At 59.7% G+C, this 25782-nt stretch carries 28 protein-coding genes; 21 read left to right on the top strand and 7 right to left on the bottom strand.

Annotated features, from left to right (window positions below):
* Both ACYQ3M_RS00300 and ubiA read left to right on the top strand, forming a co-directional pair.
* The gene (locus ACYQ3M_RS00300; protein ID WP_460034046.1) at window positions 1–579 is read left to right on the top strand and encodes a chorismate--pyruvate lyase family protein; all 579 of its coding nucleotides are present in this window, start codon (window positions 1–3) and stop codon (window positions 577–579) included.
* Window positions 566–1426 (top strand): 4-hydroxybenzoate octaprenyltransferase, encoded by an 861-nt coding sequence (ubiA, locus tag ACYQ3M_RS00295; RefSeq protein ID WP_460034045.1) that lies wholly within the window; start codon window positions 566–568, stop codon window positions 1424–1426. Before ACYQ3M_RS00300 ends, ubiA begins: the two co-directional genes overlap by 14 nt.
* On the opposite strand, the gene ACYQ3M_RS00290 is transcribed toward ubiA, so the two are convergent.
* Together ACYQ3M_RS00290 and ACYQ3M_RS00285 are read right to left on the bottom strand one after the other, a co-directional pair.
* The gene (locus tag ACYQ3M_RS00290; protein WP_460034044.1) at window positions 1397–1522 is read right to left on the bottom strand and encodes a hypothetical protein; all 126 of its coding nucleotides are present in this window, start codon (window positions 1520–1522) and stop codon (window positions 1397–1399) included. The genes ubiA and ACYQ3M_RS00290 overlap by 30 nt on opposite strands.
* An 87-nt stretch (window positions 1523–1609) precedes the next feature.
* A complete protein-coding gene (locus tag ACYQ3M_RS00285) occupies window positions 1610–2269 on the bottom strand; it encodes a ComF family protein (RefSeq protein ID WP_460034338.1) in 660 nt (219 codons plus the stop codon).
* Window positions 2270–2373: 104 nt separating this feature from the next.
* On the opposite strand from ACYQ3M_RS00285, the gene bioB reads away from it, so the two are divergent.
* From bioB to bioC, 4 genes are read left to right on the top strand one after another with little or no spacing between them, the layout of a single operon-like run.
* Window positions 2374–3357: a biotin synthase BioB gene (bioB, locus tag ACYQ3M_RS00280; RefSeq protein WP_460034043.1), complete on the top strand. Its 984-nt coding sequence runs from the start codon at window positions 2374–2376 to the stop codon at window positions 3355–3357.
* Window positions 3347–4507 (top strand): 8-amino-7-oxononanoate synthase, encoded by a 1161-nt coding sequence (bioF, locus tag ACYQ3M_RS00275; protein ID WP_460034042.1) that lies wholly within the window; start codon window positions 3347–3349, stop codon window positions 4505–4507. Before bioB ends, bioF begins: the two co-directional genes overlap by 11 nt.
* Complete coding sequence (bioH, locus tag ACYQ3M_RS00270) at window positions 4504–5265, top strand: pimeloyl-ACP methyl ester esterase BioH (RefSeq protein ID WP_460034041.1); 762 nt, start codon at window positions 4504–4506, stop codon at window positions 5263–5265. The genes bioF and bioH overlap by 4 nt, the downstream gene beginning before the upstream one ends.
* Complete coding sequence (gene bioC / locus ACYQ3M_RS00265; protein WP_460034040.1) at window positions 5262–6032, top strand: malonyl-ACP O-methyltransferase BioC; 771 nt, start codon at window positions 5262–5264, stop codon at window positions 6030–6032. Before bioH ends, bioC begins: the two co-directional genes overlap by 4 nt.
* Here the strand turns inward: bioC and ACYQ3M_RS00260 are convergent.
* Window positions 6029–6946, bottom strand: coding sequence for a cytochrome c oxidase assembly protein (locus ACYQ3M_RS00260; protein WP_460034039.1), 918 nt, complete (start codon window positions 6944–6946; stop codon window positions 6029–6031). The two genes, bioC and ACYQ3M_RS00260, sit on opposite strands and share 4 nt — an antisense overlap.
* A gap of 87 nt (window positions 6947–7033) precedes the next feature.
* Here ACYQ3M_RS00260 and ACYQ3M_RS00255 point away from each other — a divergent pair, with 87 nt between their 5' ends.
* The 4 genes from ACYQ3M_RS00255 to ACYQ3M_RS00240 all read left to right on the top strand — a co-directional run bounded on the left by ACYQ3M_RS00255 (window position 7034) and on the right by ACYQ3M_RS00240 (window position 11035).
* On the top strand, window positions 7034–7552 hold the full coding sequence (locus ACYQ3M_RS00255; protein ID WP_460034038.1) for a DUF2244 domain-containing protein: 519 nt from the start codon (window positions 7034–7036) through the stop codon (window positions 7550–7552).
* Between the two features lie 12 nt (window positions 7553–7564).
* On the top strand, window positions 7565–8383 hold the full coding sequence (coxB, locus tag ACYQ3M_RS00250) for a cytochrome c oxidase subunit II (RefSeq protein WP_460034037.1): 819 nt from the start codon (window positions 7565–7567) through the stop codon (window positions 8381–8383).
* 43 nt (window positions 8384–8426) lie between these two features.
* The gene (gene ctaD / locus ACYQ3M_RS00245) at window positions 8427–10034 is read left to right on the top strand and encodes a cytochrome c oxidase subunit I (RefSeq protein ID WP_460034036.1); all 1608 of its coding nucleotides are present in this window, start codon (window positions 8427–8429) and stop codon (window positions 10032–10034) included.
* A gap of 128 nt (window positions 10035–10162) precedes the next feature.
* Entirely contained in the window at window positions 10163–11035 is an 873-nt protein-coding gene (locus ACYQ3M_RS00240; protein WP_460034035.1) for a cytochrome c oxidase subunit 3, read from the top strand.
* Window positions 11036–11065: 30 nt separating this feature from the next.
* Here the strand turns inward: ACYQ3M_RS00240 and ACYQ3M_RS00235 are convergent, their stop codons facing one another.
* Complete coding sequence (locus ACYQ3M_RS00235) at window positions 11066–11308, bottom strand: twin transmembrane helix small protein (protein WP_460034034.1); 243 nt, start codon at window positions 11306–11308, stop codon at window positions 11066–11068.
* A gap of 29 nt (window positions 11309–11337) precedes the next feature.
* Here ACYQ3M_RS00235 and ACYQ3M_RS00230 point away from each other — a divergent pair, with 29 nt between their 5' ends.
* From ACYQ3M_RS00230 to rpoH, 4 genes are read left to right on the top strand one after another with little or no spacing between them, the layout of a single operon-like run.
* On the top strand, window positions 11338–12102 hold the full coding sequence (locus tag ACYQ3M_RS00230; RefSeq protein WP_460034033.1) for an SURF1 family protein: 765 nt from the start codon (window positions 11338–11340) through the stop codon (window positions 12100–12102).
* Window positions 12095–12688 (top strand): SCO family protein, encoded by a 594-nt coding sequence (locus ACYQ3M_RS00225; RefSeq protein WP_460034032.1) that lies wholly within the window; start codon window positions 12095–12097, stop codon window positions 12686–12688. Before ACYQ3M_RS00230 ends, ACYQ3M_RS00225 begins: the two co-directional genes overlap by 8 nt.
* A gap of 12 nt (window positions 12689–12700) precedes the next feature.
* Window positions 12701–14668, top strand: a complete 1968-nt coding sequence (gene ftsY, locus ACYQ3M_RS00220) for a signal recognition particle-docking protein FtsY (RefSeq protein ID WP_460034031.1) — start codon at window positions 12701–12703, stop codon at window positions 14666–14668.
* 60 nt (window positions 14669–14728) lie between these two features.
* The gene (rpoH, locus tag ACYQ3M_RS00215) at window positions 14729–15622 is read left to right on the top strand and encodes an RNA polymerase sigma factor RpoH (protein ID WP_460034030.1); all 894 of its coding nucleotides are present in this window, start codon (window positions 14729–14731) and stop codon (window positions 15620–15622) included.
* Here rpoH and cyoE read toward each other — a convergent pair.
* Window positions 15585–16481, bottom strand: a complete 897-nt coding sequence (gene cyoE / locus ACYQ3M_RS00210) for a heme o synthase (RefSeq protein WP_460034029.1) — start codon at window positions 16479–16481, stop codon at window positions 15585–15587. The two genes, rpoH and cyoE, sit on opposite strands and share 38 nt — an antisense overlap.
* Window positions 16482–16598: 117 nt before the next feature.
* Between cyoE and ACYQ3M_RS00205 the strand changes: the two genes are divergently transcribed.
* The 7 genes from ACYQ3M_RS00205 to ACYQ3M_RS00175 are packed head-to-tail and all read left to right on the top strand — an operon-like array spanning window position 16599 to window position 22962.
* Complete coding sequence (locus ACYQ3M_RS00205) at window positions 16599–17993, top strand: M16 family metallopeptidase (RefSeq protein WP_460034028.1); 1395 nt, start codon at window positions 16599–16601, stop codon at window positions 17991–17993.
* A complete protein-coding gene (locus ACYQ3M_RS00200) occupies window positions 17983–19305 on the top strand; it encodes a M16 family metallopeptidase (protein ID WP_460034027.1) in 1323 nt (440 codons plus the stop codon). The genes ACYQ3M_RS00205 and ACYQ3M_RS00200 overlap by 11 nt, the downstream gene beginning before the upstream one ends.
* Window positions 19289–19849, top strand: a complete 561-nt coding sequence (gene rsmD, locus ACYQ3M_RS00195; protein WP_460034026.1) for a 16S rRNA (guanine(966)-N(2))-methyltransferase RsmD — start codon at window positions 19289–19291, stop codon at window positions 19847–19849. The genes ACYQ3M_RS00200 and rsmD overlap by 17 nt, the downstream gene beginning before the upstream one ends.
* Window positions 19822–20331: a pantetheine-phosphate adenylyltransferase gene (gene coaD, locus ACYQ3M_RS00190; protein ID WP_460034025.1), complete on the top strand. Its 510-nt coding sequence runs from the start codon at window positions 19822–19824 to the stop codon at window positions 20329–20331. The genes rsmD and coaD overlap by 28 nt, the downstream gene beginning before the upstream one ends.
* Window positions 20331–20585, top strand: coding sequence for a YfhL family 4Fe-4S dicluster ferredoxin (locus ACYQ3M_RS00185; protein WP_460034024.1), 255 nt, complete (start codon window positions 20331–20333; stop codon window positions 20583–20585). The genes coaD and ACYQ3M_RS00185 overlap by 1 nt, the downstream gene beginning before the upstream one ends.
* Window positions 20582–22243, top strand: coding sequence for a gamma-glutamyltransferase (gene ggt / locus ACYQ3M_RS00180; protein ID WP_460034023.1), 1662 nt, complete (start codon window positions 20582–20584; stop codon window positions 22241–22243). The genes ACYQ3M_RS00185 and ggt overlap by 4 nt, the downstream gene beginning before the upstream one ends.
* Window positions 22240–22962: a 4'-phosphopantetheinyl transferase family protein gene (locus tag ACYQ3M_RS00175; protein ID WP_460034022.1), complete on the top strand. Its 723-nt coding sequence runs from the start codon at window positions 22240–22242 to the stop codon at window positions 22960–22962. The genes ggt and ACYQ3M_RS00175 overlap by 4 nt, the downstream gene beginning before the upstream one ends.
* Window positions 22963–22976: 14 nt before the next feature.
* Here the strand turns inward: ACYQ3M_RS00175 and topA are convergent, their stop codons facing one another.
* Together topA and ACYQ3M_RS00165 are read right to left on the bottom strand one after the other, a co-directional pair.
* Window positions 22977–25268 (bottom strand): type I DNA topoisomerase, encoded by a 2292-nt coding sequence (gene topA / locus ACYQ3M_RS00170; protein WP_460034021.1) that lies wholly within the window; start codon window positions 25266–25268, stop codon window positions 22977–22979.
* 31 nt (window positions 25269–25299) lie between these two features.
* Entirely contained in the window at window positions 25300–25764 is a 465-nt protein-coding gene (locus ACYQ3M_RS00165) for a Smg family protein (RefSeq protein WP_460034020.1), read from the bottom strand.
* Between the last annotated feature and the right edge of the window lie 18 nt (window positions 25765–25782).

Genomic DNA, 25782 nt, shown 5'->3' with positions numbered 1-25782 from the left:
GTGGGCTTATCGAGACCTTCCCGAAGCGTTCTGTTGGCCGCCGAGCCGGTTTGGTTCTCGGCGTGCTCGCCGCGTGCCCGCCGGATTCCTAAGGCGGTGCGGGATTGGCTGGCCGAATCCGGCTCCCTCACCGCGCGCCTTGAGGCTTTGGCCGGGCCGATCCAAGTTCGGCTGCTGTATCAGGGCTGGGGCAGGCTGTTTGTAGGGGAGGCGACGGCCTTGCGGTCGCCTTGGGAGCGGCGGGCGTGGATCCGGGAGGTGGCGCTCAGCGCTGCAGGCGAGCCGTTGGTGCTCGCCCGCACCGTGGCTCCGGCCGCGACGCTGACCGGCCCGGGGAAGCGCTTTGCCCGCTTGGGGACACGCCCCTTAGGGGAAGTGCTGTTTAGCCGGCCTGCCGCGATTCGGGTGGATAGGGTGTGGACCTTGCCGCATCCCGCGTGCTGGCTTGAAGTTTACGGGGCGCCCCCGCGCTGGGGGCGGCGGACGCTGTATCGGACCTATCCGAACCTTCCCTTGTTGGTGAGCGAGTTTTTTCTTCCGGCGGTGTTTGCCTTGGAGGGAGGCGATGGTTTGGCGTGAACGCCTGATCCAGTATTGGTATTTGATGCGGTTTCACCGCCCTGTCGGGATCTTTCTCTTGCTGTGGCCCACGCTTTGGGCGCTTTGGATCGCCGGGCGGGGCGAGCCGGACGGCAAGGTCCTGGTGGTGTTCGTGCTCGGGGTGGTTTTGATGCGGGCGGCAGGGTGCGTGATCAACGATTACGCCGACCGCCACTTCGACCCCCACGTGGCCCGCACGCGGGATCGGCCGATCGCCGCTGGCCGGGTCGCTCCCAAAGAGGCGTTGGCCTTGTTCGGGGCGTTATGCCTGTTGGCGTTTTTGCTGGTGCTCCAGCTCGACCGCTTCACCCTGGCCCTGGCGTTTGTGGGCTTGCTGCTGGCGGTCTCCTATCCGTTCATGAAGCGCTTTACCCACTTGCCTCAGGCCTATCTGGGGGTGGCCTTTGGTTGGGCGGTGCCGATGGCGTTTGCCGCTCAGACCGGCTCGATCCCGGCCGTGGCCTGGTGGTTGTTTTTGGCGACCGTGCTGTGGGCGTTGGTTTACGACACCATGTACGCCATGGTCGACCGCGAAGACGATTTGAAGATCGGGGTCAAATCGAGCGCCATTTTGTTTGGACGCTTTTGCCCTCAGATCATCGCCTGCATCCAGGCGGCCATGCTCGGCGTGCTCGCTTGGGTGGGAAAGCTTGCCGGGCTGGGCGGCTGGTATTGGCTGGCGCTTGCCGTGGCGGCAGGGCTTTTTATCTATCAGCAGGTTTTAATCCGCGATCAAGACCGCGCCGCCTGCTTTCGGGCCTTTTTGCACAACGCTTGGTTGGGCGCGGTGATCTTCCTAGGAATCGCGCTCGACTTTCTGCGCTAACGGCCGGTAACGATAAAAATGCCAGCCGCAATAAGCGACGCTGGCCAGGACGGTTCCGAGGAAGACTCCGAGCAGCACGATTTCGACGTTGGACATAAATTCGCTCCTCTATGGCTGTAGACGTGCCTAAAATCTAGCCCGCTTTGCGTTGCGCGATTGTGACCGAGCGCGCGTTTTTGCCGATCAGGCGCGCGCCAGGACCCAGACCTCGACCCAGACGGCCCCGGCCTGTTTGAGGGCGTAGGCGACTGCGTGGGCAGTAGCGCCGGTAGTCAACACGTCGTCGATGAGCGCGATGCGGCGGCCGCTTAGATCGGCGGTGGCCTCAAAAGCGCCCTGCAGATTTTGGCGCCGCGCTTCGGCGGAGAGGGTGCGTTGCGGCGGGGTGTCGCGGAGCCGGCGGCAGAGCTGTGGGCGCAAAGGAAGCTTAAAGCGTTTGGAGAGCGGCCGCGCGATTTCCAGCGCCTGGTTGAATCCACGCGCGCGATAGCGCGCCGGGTGGAGGGGAATTGGCACCAGACAATCGATAGGGGAATCAAGGCGCAAACGCCTGGCCAGAATCTCCCCCAGAGCGCGGGCCAGCTCCAGCCGCTTGTGGAATTTAAGCGCGTAAATGGCCCCGATCACCGGCGGCTGGTAGCGCCACAGCGCCTGCGCCCGATCGAAAGCGGGCGGTTTGGCGAGACAGGCGCCGCACACCAGGTCGGGGCCGCTCAAAGGGAGCGCACACTGGCGGCAGGCGCGGTTTAACCAGGGCAGTTCGGCTTCGCACAAAGGGCAGATTAGGTCGGTCCCGGGAGCTTCGCACCACAGGCAGCGGGAGGCAGAAAAGAGCGTCTGAATAATTTTTTGCCAAGCGTTAATTTTTTGCTCCCATTTTCAGTTGACAGCGTTCGCTTTTGCTCTATGATCGCCCTGCCCTGAGTATAGTTTTTAAGGAGAACGAGATGGCGGTTTCCAGCGCTAAAACAGTTGCCGATCGGCTGCGCCACGATTGGACCAAACAAGAAGTTTTGGCCTTGTACGAGCTTTCTCTGAGCGATCTTATCTACACGGCGCAGACGGTGCATCGGCGCTATTTCGATCCCAACCGGATCCAGATCAGCACGCTGCTTTCGATCAAGACCGGCGGCTGTCCCGAGGATTGCGCCTACTGCCCGCAGAGCGGGCGCTATGCCACCGGCCTTGAGCGCGAGCCGCTGCTTTCGCTGGAAGAGGTGGTGGCGGCGGCGCAAGCGGCCAAGGCCAACGGCGCCACCCGCTTCTGCATGGGCGCGGCTTGGCGCGCGCCTAAGGATCGCGATCTCGAACGGTTGGCAGAAATGGTGGCGGCGGTCAAAGCCTTGGGGCTTGAGACCTGTATGACCTTAGGGATGCTCACCGAAGCGCAGGCCAAACGCTTAAAACAGGCCGGACTCGACTACTACAACCATAATCTGGACACTTCCCCGGAGTTCTACCCGAAGATCATCCGCACCAGGACCTATCAGGACCGCCTCGACACTTTAAGGCACGTGCGCGAAGCGGGCATTCACGTCTGCTGCGGCGGAATCGTCGGCATGGGGGAAAGTCGCGCCGATCGGGCGGAATTGCTGCGGCAGCTGGCCAATTTGCCCCGCCATCCAGAAAGCGTTCCCATCAACCTGTTGGTCCAGGTCGAAGGCACGCCGCTGTATGGCGCCCCATCCTTGGATCCGTTCGAACTCGTGCGTACGGTAGCCGTGGCCAGGATCTTAATGCCCGCCTCCTACGTGCGGCTGTCGGCAGGACGCACTGCCCTAAGCGATGAACTCCAGGCCTTGTGTTTCCTAGCTGGAGCCAACTCGGTGTTTTTTGGCGATAAGCTCCTTACCACCGCCAACCCCGAGCGCGAGGCCGACCGCCGTCTGTTCGAGCGCCTCGGGCTGCGACCCGAAGACGATGTCGACTGAGTTGGAACGCGCCCTAATCGAGCGCTTGGCGCGCCGGCAAGCGGCCGGTTTATACCGCCGCCGCCTGGCGGTGGAAGGCTCCCAAGGGGCGGAAGTCGTCGTCTCCGGGCGCCGGTGCGTGAACTTCTGCAGCAACGACTATTTGGGCTTGGCGGCCCATCCCGAGGTCCTCTCCGCGGCGCTAAGGGGAGCCTTAACCTATGGCGTAGGCAGCGGCGCCTCCCACCTGATCTGCGGCCATATGGCCCCGCATCGCGCGCTGGAGGAAGCGCTGGCCGAATTCACTGGCCGCCCGCGGGCGCTGCTTTTCTCTACGGGGTATCAAGCCAACCTCGGAGTGATCGCCGCGCTCGCCGGACGCAGCGACTGGATTGCCCAAGACCGTTTGAATCACGCCTCGTTGTTGGACGCAGCGCGCTTGGCCGGAGCTCGCCTCAAGCGCTATCCCCACCGGGAGAGTCGGGCTTTGGCGGAGTGGCTCGCAAGATGGCCCCGGTGCGCGCTGATCGCCACCGATGGGGTATTTAGCATGGACGGCGATTTGGCGCCTTTGCCCGAGCTTGCCGAACTCGCGCAGCGGCACGGCTGCTGGTTGTACGTGGACGACGCCCACGGTTTTGGAGTATTGGGCGAACACGGACAGGGGACGTTGGCGCACTTTGGCTTAGGATACCGCGAGGTGCCGATTCTGATGGCGACTTTAGGCAAAGCGCTGGGGGTGTTTGGCGCGTTCGTGGCCGGCGGGGAGGCGCTGATCGAGACCCTGATCCAGGAGGCGCGCACCTACGTTTATACCACGGCTCTCCCGCCGGCCCTCGCCGAGGCCGCCCGCGCCAGCCTGGCGCTCGTGCGGCGAGAAAGCTGGCGGCGGGAGTACCTTCGCGCGTTGATCGAGCGGTTCCGATCCGGCGCCCAGGCGCTTGGGCTGCCGCTTTTGCCCTCAATGACCCCGATCCAGCCGCTGATCCTGGGCAGTCCGCAAAGGGCTTTGGCGGTCAGCCGTAAGCTGTGGGAGCTCGGTTTTTGGGTGGCGGCGATTCGTCCGCCGACGGTCCCCACGGGGACGGCCCGCCTGCGCATTACTTTGACTGCGGCGCACAGCGAGCGCCAGGTCGATCAGCTGCTGGAGGCCTTGGCGCGCAGCGTATGAGTCGCCTCGACACGGCGAGCTTTGGCCAGGGGCTGCCGTTGGTGCTGATCCCCGGGTGGGCGATGCATTCAAAGGTGTGGGGGGAATTTGCCGCCCGCCTGGCGAGAAAGTTTCGCGTCACCTGCGTTGAGCTTCCCGGGCACGGCGCAAGCCCGGCGTGGCCGGAGTGGACTTTAGCCGCGACCGCCGAGGCGCTGGCTGAGGTGGCGCCGGGGGGGGCGGTGTGGCTGGGTTGGTCTCTTGGCGGACAAGTCGCCTTGGAGCTGGCCCGGCGGTACCCTACCAAAGCCAAGGCGCTGGTGCTGCTCGCGACCAACCCTAAGTTCCTCGCCGAGGGCGATTGGCCTGGCCTGGCGCCTGAAGTGTTTGCCGAGTTCGCTCAAGGAATTGAGCGCGCACCGCAATCGACCTTGCAGCGGTTTTTGACCTTGTGTTGCCTGGGAGCGGATTCGGCGCCCAAATTGCTTGGCCGGTTGCGCGCCGCGTGGAATAGAAGGCCTTCGCCTTCGCCGGCGGTGCTGCGGCAGGGCCTGGAGATCTTGCGCGGTGCCGACCTGCGCGCTGCGTTGGCGCACGTCGGCTGCCCGGTGGCAGTCGCCGCCGGGGAGCAAGACCGTCTGGTGCCGGCCGCGGCCGCGGAGCGGCTGGCGGCGTGCCTGCCCAGAGCGCGGCGGATGGTCCTTAAGGGTGCAGGCCATGCGCTGTTTTTGTCCCATCCCCAAGAGCTGGCGGCGCTGGTGGAGGAGGTGGCCGCGTGAGTTGGGATAAGCGCTGGATGCGGCGTTCCTTTGACCGGGCGGCAGCGAGCTACGACCGCTTCGCCGAGCTGCAGCACCAGGTCGGCTTGCTGCTGCTTGCCGCGCTGCCAGAGCATTTCCCGCCCGGCTGGCTTATAGACCTCGGCGCAGGAACCGGTCGGTGCGCGACAGCGCTGGCGCGCCGCTATCCCGAGCGGCCTTTGTTGTTGGTAGATATTTCCGAGGGTATGCTGCGGCAGGCGCGTTCCCGCCTAGGTCAAAAGCCGAGCTTGCTGGTTGGGGACGCCGAGGCCTTGCCTTTGGCCGAGGCCTCGGCCGGCTTGATCGTAGCCAACCTGGTCTTGCAGTGGTGCCTCGACCCTACCCGGGCTTTGGCCGAGGCAAGGCGGGTGCTCCAGCCTGGCGGCGCGCTGTTGTTTAGCGCTTTGGTGGAGGGAACCTTGGAAGAGCTGCGCCGGGCTTGGCAGCAAGTCGATGGCTACACCCACGTGAACCGCTTTGTCGCGCCGGGGTTTTTCGACGAGGCTTTAAGCGGGGTGGGGTTTTCCCGCTGGCGCCTTGAACGTGAGACGATCGTGCGGCGCTATCCTTCGGTGCCGGCCTTGCTCAAGGAGATCAAGGGGATCGGGGCGCACAACGTCACCTTAGGACGGCCGCGCCACTTGCTCGGGAAGAACGCGCTCAAGCAGTTGATCGCCGCTTATCCAAGGGAAGAAGAAACGATCCAGGCGAGCTTTGTGCTCGTGTACGGCGTTGCGGTCGGTTAGCTTGGCGCTTTTGCCTTGACCTGCCGATCCTCGCGGATCCAGAGCAAAAACACCACCGCCATGCCTATAACCCCGATCATCGCGTCGTTCCACATCAAGATGCCTCCCAGTTGCTGATCGAGCAAGCGGTCGATGCGCCAGCTTCCGTGCAACACATCGTAGACTTGGTAAAGGGGCGATCGCGCCAGGGTGACCAACGCTCCCACCAGCGCATCGGGCACCGTGACCGCCCACAGCACGATCAGCCGCAGCGAATAAGGCAACCTAGCGCGCGCCCCGCGCGGGTCGGCGATCAGCCACCAGAAGAAAAAGCCGGTGAGGATGAAGCTTAAGTGCATCAGGTCGTGCAGCCACCTGTTTTGCACGGCGGCGTCGTGAATCGGGGGAATCTGCCAGAAGATCATCGTTCCCGCAAACAGGATGGGAGAGACTACCGGATGGCTAAGAAAGCGATACAGAGCCTGGATCCAAAAGCTGCGAAGCAAGGGGGAGAGAAGTCGGTGGCGCAGCCACGAGGGCAACCCTTGCAATAGAGGCGCGAGCGGCATGGCGAAGATCGTCAGCAGCGGGCCGAAAACCCGAAGCAACATGTGTTCGAGCTGATGGATGAACAGAAAATGGTCAGAGAGCGGTTCGATGGGCGATTGCAGCGCGATCAGAAAGCATCCCATCCCCGCGAGGAAGGCGACGGTCCGTCCAAGGGATACGGGTTTTTTTTGGTGCAGGCGCTTTTGGCGGCCACGAACATAAATCAGGACGATCAGGACCAGCGGCAGGAGGATTTCTAGGCTAAAATGCCAGGCCAGCCAGAAATTGTCTTTTTCTGCAAAAGAACCGTGGGCGCTGCTTGGCCCGCTCAGTGCGAGGAATAGGAAGAAGATGGCGATTCCCACCTGGGTGCGCGGCGCGATCATGGGGTTATTGAATTTGATCTAGAGCAAAAGCAATCGCCTTGCGGCATACCCAGCAATCGTTTACATTAGATCATAATTTAAGAGGTTATGCCCGTCTTTGCCGCCGTGATCGTGCACGAGGGTGGCAACTTCCAGCAGCGTTGGATATTGTCTCCTAATGCGTCTTTGCGGCGCAGCCAAGCCAAAGCCTTGCTTGGCTTGTTAGGAACGGGAATGGCGCTGATCGGAGGCGGGTTTGCGTGGGCTGGGGCGTGGCCGGTGCTGCCTTTCGCCGGAATTGAACTCTGGCTGCTCGGCTATGGACTGAATTGGAGCTTGCGCCAGAGTGCAACCCGCGAGATCATCACCTTGGATGCGGTGAAGATTCGGATCGAGCAAGTTGCGCTAAAGAAGCGGTGTTGCCACGAGTATTACCGGATCTGGGCGCGGTTGGAGTGGTCTAGACCGAAGCGTTGGCATGAGGCGCCTAGGCTTTATCTGGGATCGCACGGCAAGCGAGTGGAGATCGGCGCGTTTTTGATCGAAGAAGAAAAGCAGGCTTTGGCGAAATCTTTACGCCAGGCCCTTGCCTCCCAACCGACAACCGGCTTTGTAGTTGATCAATGAGGGGAGTGTTCCGTGACTCGAGTTAATCTCAAACGGCTGTTTTTGACGGTGGCCTTAAGTCTTGAGGCGGCGACCGCAGCGGCGGATTACCAGCTCAATATCCCCGTCGGACCGACGGAAACCAGTCGGATGATTTACGATTTCCACATGTACGCCATTTGGGTGTGCCTAGGGATAGGGGTGGTGGTGTTCGGGGTGATGTTTTATTCGATCGTCAACCACCGCAAATCCAAGCATCCCGTACCCGCCGCTTTCCACGAAAACACCAAGCTGGAAATCGTCTGGACGGTGATTCCGGTGCTTATTTTGGTCGGGCTGGCGGTTCCGGCGACCAAAGCGCTGGTTCGCATCGAGGACACGTCGGATGCCGAAATGACCATCAAGGTGACCGGTTACCAGTGGAAGTGGCACTACGAATATCCCGAAGAGGGTATCCAGTTCTTCAGTAGCCTGGATGAGGCGAGCAACCGGGCGCGGCAATTGGGTTCCGATCTGGCGCCGGAGAAAGTGGATAATTATCTGTTGAACGTCGATAATCCCTTGGTGGTCCCGATCAACAAAAAGATCCGTTTCTTGATCACGGCCGCGGACGTCATCCACGCCTGGTGGGTGCCGGCTTTTGGGTGGAAAAAAGACGCCATTCCTGGATACGTCAACGCCGCCTGGGTGAAGATCGAAAAGCCCGGCGTCTATCGTGGCCAGTGCGCCGAGTTGTGCGGGCGCGATCACGGGTATATGCCGATCGTGGTCAAGGCGGTGACTGAAGACGAATATAAGGCGTGGGTCGCCGAATGGAAACAAAACCACGCCGCTTCCGAAGTTCTGGAATAGCAAGCAAAGAGTAAACCTTAATTTGTAGCGAGGTGACTTAAGCATGGCAACGGTAGCTGAACCGCACGGCGAGCACCACGAACACGCTCCTCCCAAAGGGTGGCTGCGGTGGTTGACGACCACCAACCACAAAGACATCGGCACGCTTTACCTGACGTTTGCGCTGATCATGTTTTTCGTCGGTGGGGCGATGGCGCTGATCATCCGGGCGGAGTTGTATAAACCCGGCCTGCAGTTGGTCGATCCGCATTTCTTCAATCAGATGACTACCCTGCACGCCCTGATCATGGTGTTTGGGGCGGTGATGCCGGCGTTTGCGGGTTTTGCCAACTGGATGATCCCGCCCATGATCGGCGCCCCGGACATGGCGCTGCCGAGATTAAACAACTGGAGCTTCTGGCTGTTGCCGTTCGCTGCGGCCTTGCTGGCTTCCACTCTGTTCATGGACGGCGGGGCAGCGGCTTCGGGTTGGACGCTGTATCCACCGCTGGTGCTGCAGACCGGCAATGCCTTGCCGTTTACCATCTTCAGCGTGCACCTTTTGGGGATGTCCTCGATCCTGGCGTCGATCAACATCATCGTCACCATCTTCAACTTGCGCGCGCCGGGCATGACGATGATGAAGATGCCGATGTTCTGCTGGACCTGGCTGATCACGGCCTTTTTGTTGATCCTGGTGATGCCGGTGCTGGCGGGCGCGGTGACCATGCTGCTGACCGACAAGTATTTCGCCACCAGCTTCTTCAATCCGGCCGGCGGCGGCGATCCGGTGCTGTTTCAGCACTTGTTCTGGTTCTTTGGTCACCCGGAAGTGTACATCATCATCTTGCCGGCGTTTGGGATTATCTCGCAAGTTATCCCGACTTTCGCGCGCAAGCCGTTGTTCGGCAAAAACTCGATGGTTTATGCCACGGCGGTGATCGGCTTCTTATCTTTTATCGTTTGGTCGCACCACCAGTTCACCGTGGGGATGCCGGTGCCGGCGGAGCTTTACTTCATGTATTCCACCATGCTGATCGCGGTGCCCACCGGCGTGAAAGTGTTCAACTGGCTGGCCACCATGTGGAAAGGCTCCTTGACCTTCGAGACCCCTATGCTCAACGCCTTGGGTTTTCTCGTGTTATTCGTCATCGGTGGATTCACGGGCATCATGATGTCCCAGGCGCCGGCGGACCTTTATTACCATGACAATTACTTCATCGTCGCGCATTTTCACTACACTTTGGTGGGTGGAGGGGTGTTTGCGATCTTTGCTGGGATCTATTATTGGCTGCCCAAATGGACTGGGGTCCGGTACGACGAGCGCTTGGGCAAGTTGCACTTTTGGCTCTCTTTCTTGGGCTTCAACGTGCTCTTCTTCCCCCAGCATTTTCTGGGGCTGGCCGGCATGCCCCGGCGCATCCCCGATTATGCGATCCAATTCACTGAGTTCAACCAGATGTCCACGGTGGGGGCGTTTATCTTCGGTTTTGCTCAGTTGATCTTGGTTTACGTGGTTTACCAAGCGATCCGGGGCGTGGGTGAGAGAGCCAACGGCGAGGTTTGGGAAGGCGCCAAGTCCCACGGCCTGGAATGGAACCTGCCTTCGCCCATGCCTTACCATCACTCCTTTGAAGGCGTGGATATCCAAAAGGCCATAGAGTGCGAATAATGAAGGTTCGCCAGAAAAATTGGCTCTTGGCGGCGATGTTGGGGCTGTTGGCACTGACGTTGTATGTCGTGACCTTGCTGAGCTTGTTTGGTTGGAGCCTTAACTGAAATTCATCGAAGGGGGAAGTCATGGCGTCTGTAGGCGGTAGTTACTATTTACCCCACCAAGCGAAGTGGCCTGTTCTCGGGTCACTGGGGTTGTTTACCTTTATGGTGGGCTTCTCCATTAAGCTCTTAGGTTCCGGGCTTGGTGGGGCGCTTATGGGGATTGGGCTGCTCATCGTGCTCGGGATGATGGTGGGCTGGTTCGGCGAGGTGATCCACGAGAGCGTTGCCAGGCTCTACAACGAGCAGGTGGAGCGTTCCTTCCGTTGGGGCATGATCTGGTTCATCGCCTCGGAAGTAATGTTTTTTGCCGGTTTTTTTGGTTCGCTCTTCTACATCCGGATGTACGCCGTGCCTTGGCTGGGAGGGGAAGGAACGACCGGGGTGGGGGCGTTCACGCATATGCTCTGGCCGGATTTTGCGCCGGAGTGGCCTACCAACGGTCCCGCCCACGTAGGAGGAAAGTTCGAGCCGATGGAGGCGTGGGGAATTCCCGCTTTGAATACCCTGATCCTTTTGTCTAGCGGCGCGACGGTGACCTGGGCCCATTGGGGATTGCTCAAGAATAACCGCGATCAACTAATCAAGGGCTTGATCGCGACCATCGCCTTGGGGGTGAGCTTCGTCCTGTTGCAGGCCTATGAGTACTATCACGCCTATACCGAGATGGGCCTGACTTTAGGCGCGGGCGTTTACGGTTCCACCTTCTTCATGTTGACCGGATTTCACGGCCTGCACGTGACCATCGGGGCGATTTTTCTGACCGTCGTGCTGCTTAGGGCCTGGCGCGGGCATTTCGATCCGGATCATCATTTTGCCTTCGAGGCCGCTGCCTGGTACTGGCACTTCGTCGACGTGGTATGGCTTGGGCTGTTTATTTTCGTGTACTGGCTTTGAACTTCACGCCAAAGCCGGTAAGAAGGCGCTTTAAGAAGCGCCTTTTTTTTCACTAGAAATCCACCTAGCTTGAATTCCGTGAGGCTGAATCCAGCCTTGGTAAGCGGCGAACAATAAGAAGAAAAACAAGACTAAAGAGAGCGCGATCCGAGTGGTCAAGGCTTTGACCGTGCGCGGCGAGCGGTTCGGGTCGTTGAGCAGATAATAAAGCGCCGAGCCTAGACTCAAGACAATGCCGAAAAAAGTCAGCAGAACGAGCAGTTTGGTCCACATAGCCGGTGGGGGTAAAAGCAAAGCTTGTAATGCTAAAGAGTAACGCTTTCTATTTCAAACCCAAATGGACTTTAACTTTTCTGACGGCGTTGGCGATTTTGGCGTTTCTCTCTTTGGCGCGCTGGCAGTGGCATCGAGCCGAGGAAAAACAAGCCCTGCTGCGCTTGTACGCAAAAGAGAGAGAGGCGCCTACGCTTTACTTGGGAGGCGAAGAACGCTTAGAAAACGAAGCGGGGCGGTTGCGGTATCGTTCGGTCACCGTCACCGGGGTTTGGGACGGCGGCCATTCCTTGTTGCTGGACAACCGCACCTGGCGTGGAACCGTCGGCTATGAAGTGTTGACTCCGCTAGAGATCGAGGGTGGCCTTCAGGTCGTGCTGGTCAATCGCGGTTGGGTGGCGGCGGGCAGCGACCGCACGCGCTTGCCTGAGGTGACTCTTCCCAGAAAGCGGGCGACCATCCACGGCATGGTAGATCGCTTTCCGAGTCCTGGAATGTACTTGCAAGGCATGGAGATCCCTACCGAGGGCTGGCCGGCAGTCGTGCAACGGATCGATCCTAAGGTCATTTCCCAACGTTTGGGGCGAGAGGTCTTGGACTTTCAGATAAAATTGGCCCCAGATCAGGAGGACGGATACGTACGCGAATGGCGGCTGGATTTTATCGATCCTCACCGAAATCGGGGTTACGCCTTACAATGGGCGAGTTTTGCGTTGATCGCTTTGGGACTTTGGATTAGGCATGGCTTCAAGCGGGGGCGCGAATTGCAGATGAAGCAGAGAACCCATGGCTGAAAAGACAAGACGCAGCAGTTGGTGGGTATTTGGGGCGATCGTTGCGGTCGGGGGGTTGCCGCTCGCAATAGCCTGGTACTTAGTCAATCATCCTGGACTGGTGGGCAAGCCGGGAAATCACGGCGCCTTGATCGTGCCGCCTAGGCAGTTTGCCTACGAACGGTTGCAGCCAGTCTCTGGGTTGTCTTCGCGGCCATTACAGGAGATCCGGGGGCGTTGGGTAATCGTGCATTGGATCCCTAAAACTTGCACCCAAGCATGCCAGGAGACTTTAGCCGCTACCCAAAAACTGCATCTGCTGCTCAACAAAGATATTCCTAGAGTACGGCGTCTGGCGATCTGGGTCGATGACGCACCGCCGGAAACGGAGGCCTTGAAGTTTTTAGAACAAGACGGGGATCTGTATCTGGCCCAAGTCTCCCTAGAGTTTTTGCACAATCTAATGCCGGAAAACCGCAGGCAAGGAGATCAGGTTTGGCTGGTGGACCCTTTAGGCAACTTAATGATGTGGTATGATCAAAAATTCGATCCTTACGGACTCTATCGCGATTTACGGCGTTTGCTGCACGCTTCGCGGCTCGGTTGAATAAAAACCCCCATGTATCGAAAACTTGCTTTAGTTGCATTGGTATTGATCCTGGCCGCCCTGGTTCTGGGCGGGTATGTGCGGGTGGTGGGAGCGGGTTTGGCGTGCCCTGATGCGCCTTTTTGCTACGGCTATCTGTGGCCGCCTAAGAATCTTCCAGCACAGGCGCTCAAAGCTTATCCTGGCTTCGCGTATGACCCGTTCCAGGCGGGGTTGCAGATGGGACACCGGTTGCTGGCCTGGGCCTTGGGTGGGGTGTTGCTCGGGTTGGCCGGCCTTGCCTGGTGGCAGGCAAATCGGCGGGTGGCCGGCTGGGGAGCCTTGGGGCTTTTGACTTTGTATGCCCTGCAGCTGGGGTTGGGCGCCGCGCTGGTAAAAAGCCGGTTGCTGCCGGTGCTGGTGACTGGCCATTGGCTGGTGGCGGTGTTGATGGCCGCGTTGGCCTGGCGCTGGTATTTGGCGCTCAAACCCAGAGAACCAAGGCAGGCGGCCGGTACAGACGGCTTGCGCCGATGGGCGAGCCTGGCCGGGTGGGTGACTCTGGCCCAGCTGGTGTTGGGAGGATGGATGGGCGCCAACTTTGCCGGCTTTGCCTGCCCCGATTTTCCGACCTGTCAGGGGCTTTGGTGGCCGCCTATGGATTGGCGCGCTTTGGCGTTCTGGGAGCAATGGGGTAAAGGGCTGACGGAGTGGGCGCTTTTGGATACCCAAGCTCGAATCACCCTCCACTGGATCCACCGGCTTGGAGCTGTGGTGGTGTTTTTTACCCTGTTTGGCCTGGCGATTCGGATCAGCTCCAACCCTAAGGTTCCCTATTTAAGCAAGCTTGGATTGCTGCTCAATTTTCTGTTATTAGCCGAAATCGCCTCAGGTATGGGCGCGTTGCGGTATGCTTGGCCCGTCTTGACGGTGACTCATAGCCTGATCGGGGTCACCCTGCTGCTTACCGTCCTTACGGTGGGTTTTTATCTGCGCTATCCGCCTTTCGTGCCGGAAACGGCTCGCTTGCCCGAGGTCGAAACCTTCCCACCGTCTCCGAAACCAGAGACGGTGTTCGAGCGCCTGCGCGGGCGGCTGGCAAAGACTCGCTACGGTTTGATCGGCTTTCTCGCGAGCGGCGGGACGTTGAACGAGAACTTGGCAGAGGAGATCGAGACCCACCTTTTGCTCGCCGACGTGGGGGTGGCTGCGACGCAAGAGATCCTCAAAGGCTTAAACGCCAGGCTGGCGCGCCGGCCGCTGCGCGAGCGGGCCGAAGTCGTGCAAGCGCTGCGCGATATCTTGCTTGAGAGCTTGGCGCCGTGCAGTAAGCCTTTGCGCATCGATTTAGAGCACAAGCCGTTTGTCATTCTGGTCGTGGGCGTCAACGGCGTAGGCAAAACCACCACCATCGGCAAGTTGGCCCAGCGTTTCAAACGCCAGGGTTACAGCGTGATGCTGGCGGCCGGAGATACCTTTCGGGCAGCGGCGGTGGAGCAGCTCAAGACCTGGGGGGAGCGCAATCAGGTGCCGGTCGTCGCCCAACATCCTGGCGCCGATTCGGCGGCGGTAATCTACGACGCGTTGCAGTCGGCCAAGGCGCGGGGGATAGACGTGCTCATTGCCGACACCGCCGGGCGCCTGCATACCAAGTCCAATTTGATGGAGGAACTGGCTAAGATCAAGCGGATCTTGGCCAAGCTCGATCCTACCGCCCCGCACGAGGTGCTCTTGGTGCTGGATGCGACCACCGGCCAGAACGCCTTGGCGCAGGCCGAGCAATTCAACCAGGCGGTGGGAGTTTCTGGATTGGTCCTGACCAAATTGGACGGTACCGCCAAGGGAGGCGTAATCTTCGCTTTGGCCAAACGGTTTGGGATTCCGATCCGCTTCATTGGGATCGGTGAGGGGATCGAGGATCTTCAGGATTTTGAAGCGCAGACCTTTATCGATGCTTTGTTCGCAGGTGAGCTGGAAACCCGGCCGGCGGCTGTGCACTGAAGGGAACCGGAAAGACGGTTCGGCGCTCCAATGGGGACTTGGATAAGAGGGGGAAAAAGCATGAACAAAGCTCTAGCGCGGTTGAACTTTGGCAAATCGATCGCTTCCGTCAACGATTACATTCTCGCGGTGAACCAGATTCCGCCCTTGAGTGCGGAGGAAGAGCGCGAGTTGGCGAGGCGGTATCGGCAGGAGAACGACATCGAAGCGGCAAAGCGCTTGGTGTTGTCCAACCTGCGCTACGTGGTTCCCATCGCTAAGAGATACCTTGGCTATGGCTTGCCTTTGGCGGATTTGATCCAGGAAGGCAACATCGGTTTGATGAAAGCGGTCAAGCGCTATGATCCTTCTTTAGGGGTTCGGCTGATTTCGTTCGCCGTCCATTGGATCAAGGCCGAGATTCACGAATTCATCCTGCGCAACTGGCGGATCGTCAAGATCGCTACCACCAAGGCTCAGCGCAAGCTGTTTTTCAACCTGCGCAAAGCGAAGAAACAGCTTGGCTGGTTAAATCCAGAAGAGACCGAAGCGGTTGCCAAGGATTTGGGGGTAAAGGCCGAGACCGTGCGGGAGATGGAGCAACGCTTAAACGGTCAGGATCTGGCTTTTGAAAACAATTCGGAGGCCGATGAGCCCGGCTATCCCTTAGCGCCGGTGCATTATCTGGCGAGCGCGGACGAAGCCGACCCGGCTTTGCAGTTGGAAGAAGCGCAATGGAATCGCTTGCTGCACGCGCGACTTGGGCAAGCATTGGCGCAACTGGATGAGCGTAGCCGCGAGATCATCGAATCGCGCTGGCTTGGGGAGAAGAAAGTCACTTTGCAAGAGTTGGCTTCTGTGTATGGGGTTTCTGCCGAACGCATCCGCCAGCTGGAAAACAACGCCATCCGCAAACTAAAAGCGATTTTGGCGGAACCTAATAGCGAAAATAGTGATCCAGCAGCAGCGCGGTGAAAAGGCCCGCGAGGTAAAAGATGGAATAGGCAAAAGTGCGCATGGCCAAGCGGGTGTCTTGCGGTCGGCAACGCAATTGCCAAGCGAGATACAAAAATAGACCTCCTAACCCAACCGCGACGCCCAAGTAAAGCAGGCCGCTCATGCGCGTAAGATAAGGGATTAGGCTAATAACAAACAAGAGAATGGTGTAGAGAAAGACCTGCAAACCGGTAAACTCCACTCCGTGGGTGACGGGAAGCATAGGGATGTCGACCTTGGCGTATTCGTTGCGTTTGGCGATCGCAAGCGCCCAAAAGTGCGGCGGTGTCCATAAGAAAATGATCAAGAACAAAAGCACCGAATAAGGGTGGACGGTCCCTAGAACGGCGCAAGAGCCAAGGATGGGGGGAGCCGCGCCGGCGACCCCGCCGATGACGATGTTCTGAGGGGTGGCGCGTTTCAGATAGACCGTGTAGATTACCGCATAACCGATCAGAGACAGGAAGGTCAGTACCGCGGTCAGCCCGTTTACCCACCCTGCCAGGATGACCATCGACGCAATGCCGAGCACGGAAGCGAAGATCAATACCTTATGAGGAGGGAGTTCTCCTTGCGGCAAGGGCCGTTGGCGGGTACGGTTCATCTCTGCGTCCACGTGGCGGTCCAGGTAGTGGTTAAACGCGGCCGCCGAGGCAGCCGCCAGGGCGATGCCTAAAGTCCCAAACAGCAACGGCGGCCACGGTACCATACCGGGCACCGATAGGAACATCCCCACCACGGCGGTGAAAACGATCATGGCGACCACTTTAGGTTTGCACAAGGCGAAATAAGCCTTCCATCGCGGCAGGCGGTGAAGGCACAATGGGTTTGGTTTCATCGCTGCGAGCGGTTGGTTGGGGTAAGTCATTTTATATCAAATTTCTCGGAAATTGCCGCGGCCTTGGGCCGACCGTGGCATAATTTTAAATTTTGGGATGGAGGGTAAGGAGCGGTGATGGACACCAAAATCAGCTCAAATCGGATACGGTGGCTGGGGGCGGTTCTGCTGCTGCCGGCCTTGGCTTTCGCCGGCAAAGTGCACGAATTCAAGCTGGATAATGGCCTGAAGCTGGTCGTCAAGGAGGATCACCGCGCGCCGGTCGTCGTCTCCCAAGTTTGGTACAAGGTCGGTTCGAGTTATGAAAGCGAAGGCATGACCGGCATCTCCCATATGCTCGAACACATGATGTTCAAGGGCACTGAAAAATACGGCCCAGGAGAGTTCTCCCGCATCATCGCGGAAAACGGCGGGCGTGAAAACGCTTTTACCGGCGCCGATTACACCGCTTATTTCGAGAGCTTAGAGCGCTCGCGGCTTGGGATTGCATTCGAGCTCGAGGCCGACCGGATGCGGAATTTGCGCCTAGATGAAAAAGAATTCCGGAAAGAGCAGCAGGTGGTGTTAGAGGAGCGCCGCTTGCGCACTGAAGACCAACCGCGCGCTAAAACTTACGAGTATTTTATGGCTACAGCGTACACCAACGGCCCGTATCGCCATCCCGTCATCGGCTGGCCTTCCGACATCGAGCATCTGACTCTAGACGATCTTAAAGCCTGGTATGAGCGTTGGTATGCGCCCAATAACGCGACCTTGGTGGTCGTTGGGGACGTGGATCCAAAGCGGACCTTCGCGCTGGCCAAGCGCTGGTTTGGCGCGCTCAAACCCAGCGCCATCCCCCCTCTCAAACCCCGCGCCGAAGTCGAGCAAGTGGGAGAGCGGCGGCTGACGGTGCGCCTCCCGGCCGAGCTTCCCTACCTGATCATGGGCTACAAAGTGCCGGTGCTGGCCAGTCTGCCGAAGGAGCGGCGCTGGGAAGCGTACGCGTTGGCGGTGTTGGCCGGGATTTTGGATGGCGGCGAAAGCGCGCGCCTGACTTCCCGCCTAATTCGCGGCCGCCAAGTCGCCGCTTCCGTCGGCGCCAATTACGATCTCTACGACCGCTTGCCGAACCTTCTGGTGCTCGAAGGGACGCCGGCCCAAGGCCATACTCTTGTCGAACTGGAACAATCCTTACGCGCCGAGGTGGAGAAGCTTCAAACCGAACCGGTTACCCCTGAGGAATTGGCCCGCGTCAAAACCCAGGTAACCGCCGAGACGGTGTATGAGCGCGACTCGATGTTTTATCAGGCGATGCAGATCGGTCTGTTAGAGACGGTGGGCTTGGGCTGGCAGCGGATGGACGAATATGAGGAGCAAATCCATCAGGTAACCGCCGCCCAGGTTCAAGAAGTGGCGCGCAAGTACCTGATCCCCGAGCGGCTTACGGTAGCCTACCTTGAACCTCTGCCGCTTGCGAAAAAGCCGAAGCCTAAGTCAGAATCCGGAATGGGAGATAAGTATGTGCGCTGAACGTTTTTGCCTCTGGCTCGTGCTTGGGCTATGGACCATGGCCGTCTGGGCCGGCCCTAAGATCGAGCGCTGGCAGACCCCAAACGGCGCGGCGGTCTATTACGTGTACAATCCCGAACCGCCGCTGGTGGACATCCGGCTCGTGTTCGCCGCCGGCAGCGCCTTCGACGGGGAAAAATACGGTTTGGCGACTTTGACCTCTGGCTTGCTCGACAAGGGCGCCGGAGGTTGGGACGCCGACGCCATCGCGCGCCGCTTGGAGAGCGTTGGCGCCCGCTTGGACAGCGGAGTTGCGCGCGATTTGGCCTGGCTGCACCTGCGCAGTCTGACCGATCCCGCCAAGCTCGAGACGGCGCTTGCGACCGTGCGCACGATTTTGAGCGCGCCGCGCTTTGCCGAAGCGGATTTTGCCCGCGAACAGCAGCGCCTCGTGCTCGCGTTGCAGCAGCGCGAAGAATCTCCCGAACAATTGGCGTCGCTGCTGTTCTTCAAGGCGATCTACGGCGATCACCCTTACGCCCATCCGACCGAGGGCGAAATCGAAACGGTAAAAGCCATCCAACGGGAGGATCTTAAGGCTTTCTATCGGCGCTTTTACGTGGCCAGGAATGGGATGGTCGTTATCGTAGGCGCGCTCGACCGCCGCGGCGCGCAAGCGCTTGCCGACAAGCTGATGGGGGCGCTGCCTGCCGGGGAACCGGCCCCGCCCATTCCGGAAGTGAAGGAGGCGAGTACCGACAAATGGGTGTATAAATCGTTTCCTTCGGCTCAGACGCATATTTTCACCGGGATGCCGGCCATAGCGCGCGGCGATCCGGACTATTTCCCGCTGTATGTGGGCAACCACGTCTTGGGCGGGGGAGGGTTTACTTCTCGGTTGGTCAAGGAAGTGCGGGAAAAGCGGGGTCTTTCCTATAGCGTCGCCAGTTATTTCTTGCCGCTAAAGCAAAACGGCCCTTATCTTGCCAGCCTCCAGACCCGAAACGATCAGGCCCAAGCCGCGCTTGAGGTGTTGGTGCAAACTCTGCGCGCGTATCTCGAACAGGGACCGAGCGAAGAAGAGCTTGCCGCCGCTAAACGCAACCTCACCGGCTCTTTTGTGCTCAACTACGACAGCAACGCCAAGCTCGCCGATTACGTGGCGATGATCGGGTTTTACGGTCTGCCGCTCGATTACCTCGATACCTTCACGCAAAAAGTGGATGCAGTCACCCGGCAGGCGGTGATCGAGGCGTTTCGCCGCCGGCTCGATCCGGATCGGTTTAAGACCGTCGTGGTGGGCGGTCTGAAAGCGCATGAGAAACAAGAATGAAGTGCGCATCCTCGCCGGCGCTTTAAAAGGGCAGAGATTGCCTTTCCCCAGGGTGGCGTCCTTGCGCCCCACGCCGGGGTTAGTGCGCGAGACGCTGTTCAACTGGCTGCGGGAAGACGTGGCGGGGGCAAACTGTCTGGATCTGTTTGCCGGCAGCGGGGCGCTTGGGTTCGAGGCGGCATCGCGGGGGGCATCTAGCGTGGTGCTGGTGGAGTCTCATCCGCAGGCCGTAAAGCGGCTCTTTGAAAACCGCGCCAGGCTGGCCGCCAGTCAAGTAGAGATCGTCGGCAGCGAGGTGGTGCGCTTTCTTAAACAAGCCTTGGCCGAGCCGTTCGATCTGGTGTTTCTGGATCCGCCTTATGGGCAAGGGCTGGTGGAAGTCTGTTGCCGCCTCTTGGAGGAGCGAGGTTGGCTTAAGCCGGCGGCGAAAATTTACGTCGAGGCCGAAAGCCGCTTTGCCCCCCCGGTGCCGAGTCGGTGGGAGAAGCTGCGCGAAAAGCGGGTCGGGGAGGTAGGTTGTCGTCTGTATGTAAGAGCCAAATAACGGCGATCTATCCTGGCACGTTTGACCCGATCACCAACGGCCATGTCGATTTGGTGGCCCGGGCGGCTGGGATTTTTGCCAAGGTGGTGGTGGCGGTAGCGGAAAACCGCGAAAAGCGCCCGTTGCTCTCTCTGGACGAGCGGGTTGCGCTTGCCAAGCAAGTGCTTTCCGGTCTTACCAATGTGGAGGTCATCGGCTTTACCAGCCTGTTGGTGGACTGCGCGCGCCAACACGGGGCGCAGGTGATTCTGCGCGGGCTGCGGGCGGTGTCGGATTTCGAGTACGAGTTCCAACTGGCGGCGATGAACCGGCGTCTGGCGGGAGAAAAGATCGAGACCGTATTTCTAACTCCGGCCGAGCAGTACGCCTTTGTGTCTTCCAGTATGATCAAGGAAATCGCCCGGTTAGGGGGCGATGTGGCGGCGTTTGTGCCTCCTCCGGTGGAACGGCGGCTGCGTGAAATTTTCCAACGAGGTGGATGATGGCGCTGAAGATCACCGACAGCTGCATATCTTGCGATGTGTGCGTGTTTGAGTGTCCAAATCAAGCCATTTCCTTAGGCGAGGAAATCTACGTGATCGATCCGGAGCGCTGCACCGAGTGCGTGGGTCACCATGAAACTCCCCAGTGCGTCGCGGTCTGTCCGGTGGATTGCATCGTCCCTGATCCGGAGCGGCGTGAGGAGCGCGAGCTTCTGTATCAAAAGTATCTGCGTCTGACTAAAACCCGCAGATGAAGTCGTTCCTGCTTGCTTGCCTGCTCGCGTGGTGGGCGAGCGCGGCGGCAGTCCCCGCGCCACCAAAAGCCGCCGTCGCCACGGCCCATCCGCTAGCTACCGCCGCAGGACTGGAAATTTTAAGGCGCGGCGGCAACGCCTTCGACGCGGCGGTGGCGGTAGCGGCGGCGCTGGCGGTGGTGGAGCCGGCCGGCTCTGGGTTAGGCGGCGGCGGGTTTTTTCTGCTTTATCGGGCGCGCGATGGTTTGCAAACGGCGATAGACGCGCGCGAGCGCGCCCCGCTGGCGGCTCACCGAAGCCTGTACTTGGATGCGCAAGGGCGGGTGATTCCTGGGCTTTCCGTCGATGGCCCTTTGGCGGCGGCCATTCCGGGACTTCCGGCGGCGCTGGCGCACTTGGCCGAAGACTACGGCCGGCTGCCGTTAAAGGTAAGCCTGGCGCCGGCGATCGCGCTGGCGCGCCACGGGTTTTTGGTCGGCGAGCGCTATTTGCAGCAGGTTCGCGAACGCCTGGAGGCGCTCCAACGCTATCCGGAAAGCGCGAAGATTTTCTTGCAGGCAGGACGGGCGCCTGAGCCGGGCTTTCGCCTGGTCCAGCCGGATCTGGCAAAAGTTTTGGAGACGCTCGCGGCCAAGGGACGGAGCGGGTTTTATGCCGGCTGGGTGGCCCGGCGTCTCGTGGAGGAAGTGCGCCGCGCCGGCGGGATTTGGCAGCTCGAGGATCTGGCCCGCTATCGAGTGGTCGAAAGACCGCCTTTGGTCGGCCGTTACCGCCAGGTTGAGGTCGTGACTGCGCCTCTCCCGGCGGGAGGCGTCGTGTTGCTGGAAACCTTAAACCTTCTGGCGGCATGGCCCCTGCCGCAGCTCGATACCGCCATCGCCAAACACCTGATCGTGGAAGCCTGGCGCCGCGCTTACCGCGATCGCGCTCTGTACCTTGGCGATCCGGATTTTATCCCTTCCCCGGTGGCGCTGCTTTTGAGCCCGGCTTATGCCGAAGGCCTGCGCGCTGCGATCCGCCTTGACCGTGCCCTGCCGAGCGCGTGGCTGGCCGATACGCCAATTCAAATCGAGCAAGGCGCAGATACCACCCACTTCTCTATCCTTGACCGGGAAGGCAATCGGGTAGCGGCCACGTTGAGCATCAATTATCTGTTCGGCTCGGGTTTTACCGTGCCGGGGACGGGGGTGTTGCTCAACGACGAGATGGACGATTTTGCGCTGGCGCCCCAAGTTCCTAACCTCTACGGCTTGGTCGGCGGCGAGGCCAACGCCATCGCTCCAGGCAAACGCATGCTCTCGAGCATGGCGCCTACCTTCTTGGAGTCTGGGCACCGAGTGGCTATCGTAGGCACCCCGGGAGGCAGTCGGATTATCTCCATGATCACCCTGGCGGTGCTGGATTTTGCCTCAGGTTTCGGCCCGGCGACCTTGGTTGCCTGGCCGCGCTTTCACCACCAATATCTGCCCGACGAAATCCAATACGAGCCGGGCGCCTTGACGGCCTCCGAGCGGCGAGTGCTTGAGGCTTTAGGGCACCGTTTGCGTCCTTTGCCTAAACCTTATGGCAACTTGCAGGCGATCGTTTGGGATCGGCGGCTGAACCGGGTCGAGGCGGCCTCCGACCCGCGCGGCGAGGGGTGGGCGCAGGTGGAATGAAGGCACCCTGGTTTGGGCCGCTGCAGCAAGATGAGGTGCGGGTCTTTTGGCTGTCTTTAGACCTTCCGGCCCAAGACCTAGAGCTGGCCTGGAAGGTGCTTTCCGCCGAGGAGAAGCGGAGGGCGCGGCGCCTTTGGCGGCCGCTCAGCCGGTTTCGGCACATCGCCTGCTGGGGGCAGGTGCGTTGGCTGCTCGGCTTGTGCCTAGGTCTTGCTCCTAAAGCGCTAATGTTTGCGCGCGAGCCTTTAGGTAAACCGTATCTTTTAGGAGACCAGAGGCTGGCGTTCAATCTTTCCCACTCCCAGGATAAGATGCTGCTGGCGGTGGCTCAGAGCCGGGAGATCGGCGTGGACATGGAGATATTGCGCCCGCTCAAGGAGTTGGAGCGTCTGGCCCGGCGTTGCCTTGCTCCTTCGGAATGGCAGGCCTGGCAGGCTTTGGCGGAAGAAGAGCAATTGCTCGCTTTTTTGCGCTTTTGGACGTGTAAGGAGGCGCTTGCCAAAGCGTCCGGCCAGGGCTTGAGTATTGGCCTCTCCCGCTTGGTCTTTGCCCTCGGGAAGGGACTTGTGGCCGCGCCTGAAGCTTTGGGGCCAGTGGCTTCTTGGACCGTCCACGAGTGGGTGGGAGAGGCGTTTTGCGCCGCGCTGTGCGCGCGTCCAGGCGGCTTTCGCGCGGTGGAATATACCTTTAAGCCAGGCTGGATCGGCGCCGCCGCTTAGCGCAGGCAAACGGCTTAGGCTTCGGCGGCGAGGGGGGCTTCTTCGAGCGGTTGGCTAAAACCGCAACTCTTTTGCGGGCAAACTTTCTCTGTCCCTCGCCGGCGGGTGGTTTTTAAAGTCAGGATCGGCCAACCGCATTGCGGGCAGGGTTCGGCTACGGGGGGATTCCAAAGCGCGTAGTCGCACTTCGGGTAGGTCGAGCACGCGTAGAAAATTTTGCCGCTGCGGGACTTGCGCTTGAGTAGGGTGCCTGCCTGACACTTGGGACAGAGCACCCCCGTGTCTTCCGGTTTTTCCAGCGGTTCGATGTGGCGGCATTTGGGGTAGTTGCTGCAGCCGAGAAAGCGGCCGTAACGGGAGGTCTTGACTTGCAGCTGCCCGCCGCATTTGGGGCAAGGACCGGTTTCTTCCGCCGCCAAGCTTTCTTCGGGTGCGTCGAGGTCGCGGGTGTATTTGCATTCAGGAAAGTTGGCGCAGCCGATAAAGTGGCCGTTGCGCCCAAGGCGGATGCTGAGTTGCCCGCCGCATTCCGGGCAGCGCTCGTCGAGCGGCGTCTGCGTGACTTCGGAGCGCTTTACGCTGGCTTCCTTTTCCTCGACTAAGCGTTTGAACGGCATCCAAAACTCGCGCAGCACCCCGATCCAGGGTTTTTCTCCGCGCGAAATCGCATCGAGCTGATCTTCCAGATCCGCGGTGAAGTGGTAATCCACGTAGCGGGTAAAATGCTCGGTCAGGAATTGGTTGACAATGCGACCGAGGTACGTGGGTTTGAAGCGCTTGTTTTCCAGCACCGCGTATTCCCGGAGCAGAAGGGTGGAGATAATGCTGGCGTACGTCGAAGGCCGGCCGATCCCGTATTCTTCGAGCGCCTTGACCAAGCTGGCCTCGGTGTAGCGCGGCGGAGGCTCGGTAAAATGCTGATGGGCGAGAATGTCTTTAAGGTGCACGCGCTGGCCTTCCTGCATGGGAGGCAGGAGCCCGGCTTCGTGCTCGCCCCCTTCCTCGTCCCGGCCTTCTTCGTATACGGCCAAAAAGCCTGGATGGGCTACGGTCGAACCGGTCGCGCGGAAGAGGTTGGCAGCTGCCCCGCACGCCAGGTCCACTACGACCGTGTCGAGGGTGGCGTGGATCATCTGGCAGGCCACGGTGCGTTTCCAAATCAGTTCGTAAAGCCGAAATTGCTCTAAAGTCAGATACGGCTTGACCTGCTGCGGCAGGCGATGAATCGAGGTCGGACGGATCGCTTCGTGAGCCTCTTGGGCGTTTTTGGCCTTGGTCTTGAACGTTCGCGGCGTTGTCGGCAGATTGTCCTGGCCAAACAGCGAGGCGATCAAATCGCGGATTTCCGCCACCGCCTCTGTCGCCAACTGCGTCGAATCGGTGCGCATATAGGTGATCAAGCCCACCGTCTCCCCGCCGAGGTCAATGCCTTCATAAAGCTGTTGGGCGATTTGCATCGTGCGCTGGGCGGAAAAGCCAAGTTTCCGGACCGCTTCCTGCTGTAAGGTCGAAGTGATGAATGGAGGCGGGGGGTTGCGTTTGCGCTGTTTCTTTTCCACGCGCACGACGCGCAGCTCGCCTTGGGCCGACTTGAGAAGGTTCTCGCGGATGGCGAGAGCGTCTTGGGCGTTGGCAATGCTGAACTGCTTGAGCTTGTCGCCTTGGTATTGGATTAGCCTAGCGGTAAACGGCTGGTCGGCGGTTTGGCACTGGGCTTCAAGGGTCCAGTACTCCTTGGGTTGAAACTGCTCGATCTCGAGTTCGCGTTCCACGATCATGCGCAGGGCCGGACTTTGCACGCGGCCTGCCGAAAGCCCCCGGCGGATTTTCTTCCACAACAGCGGCGACAGGTTGAATCCCACCAGATAGTCCAAAGCGCGGCGGGCCTTGTACGCATCGACCAGATCCATGGAGAGCTGGCCTGGGTGGTTGAGAGCTTCTTGGATCGCGCGCTGGGTGATTTCGTGAAACACGATCCGATACACCGCTTTCCCGGCCAGCGCCTTTTTGTCGAGGAGTTCGAGGATATGCCAGGAGATCGCTTCGCCCTCGCGGTCCGGGTCGGTGGCCAGATACAAAACGTCTGCTTGCTTGGCCGCCTGTTGAATGGATTGCAAGTGCTTTTTGTTTTTGTCGATCACCGCGTATTTCATGGCGAAGTCGCGCTCGGGATCGACGGCGCCTTCTTTGGGAAGGAGATCGCGCACGTGCCCATACGAGGCCAGCACCTTAAAGCCGGATCCCAGATATTTGGCGATGGTTTTAGCTTTAGCAGGCGATTCGACGATGACTAGACGTTGGGCCATGAATAATGCTGGCTGGTTATTAAGCGTAAGATCAGTGGAGAGCGATCGGAGCGTTGTCGTAGACCAGGTCTTCCATCCGGGCGAAAGCCAGTTCCTGGTCCGGTTGACTGAATAGCACCATGAGCACGATCCACTTGAGTTTTTCCAGGCTCAGTTCTTCGGAGCTCAAAGCCATGGCGCGATCGATGACCAACTCTCTGCTCGAAGAAGTCAAAATCCCACTTTGTTCCAAAAACAGCAGCAACCCCCGGCACTCCGTATCCAGCTTAGCCATCTCCTCAGGAGCATAAATGCGAAAAGTCGGCATCGTCGTCTGGATCGGCTGGCTTTCGGTTAAGGATTCCAACCACTGAAACGCTTTATCGATGTCTCGATGGGGAAATCCGGCAGCGATCAGTTCGGTGCGGATGGAGTCGGGATCCGGCAGCGTTTGCGGATCTTCGCCCATATAGTTTTCGAACAAATACAACAATACGTCAAACACGTTTTCTTTCATGGCGCTTTTGGGCCTTAT

The organism is Methylothermus subterraneus, assembly GCF_054656915.1.
This window is presented reverse-complemented; position numbering and strand designations above follow the sequence as displayed.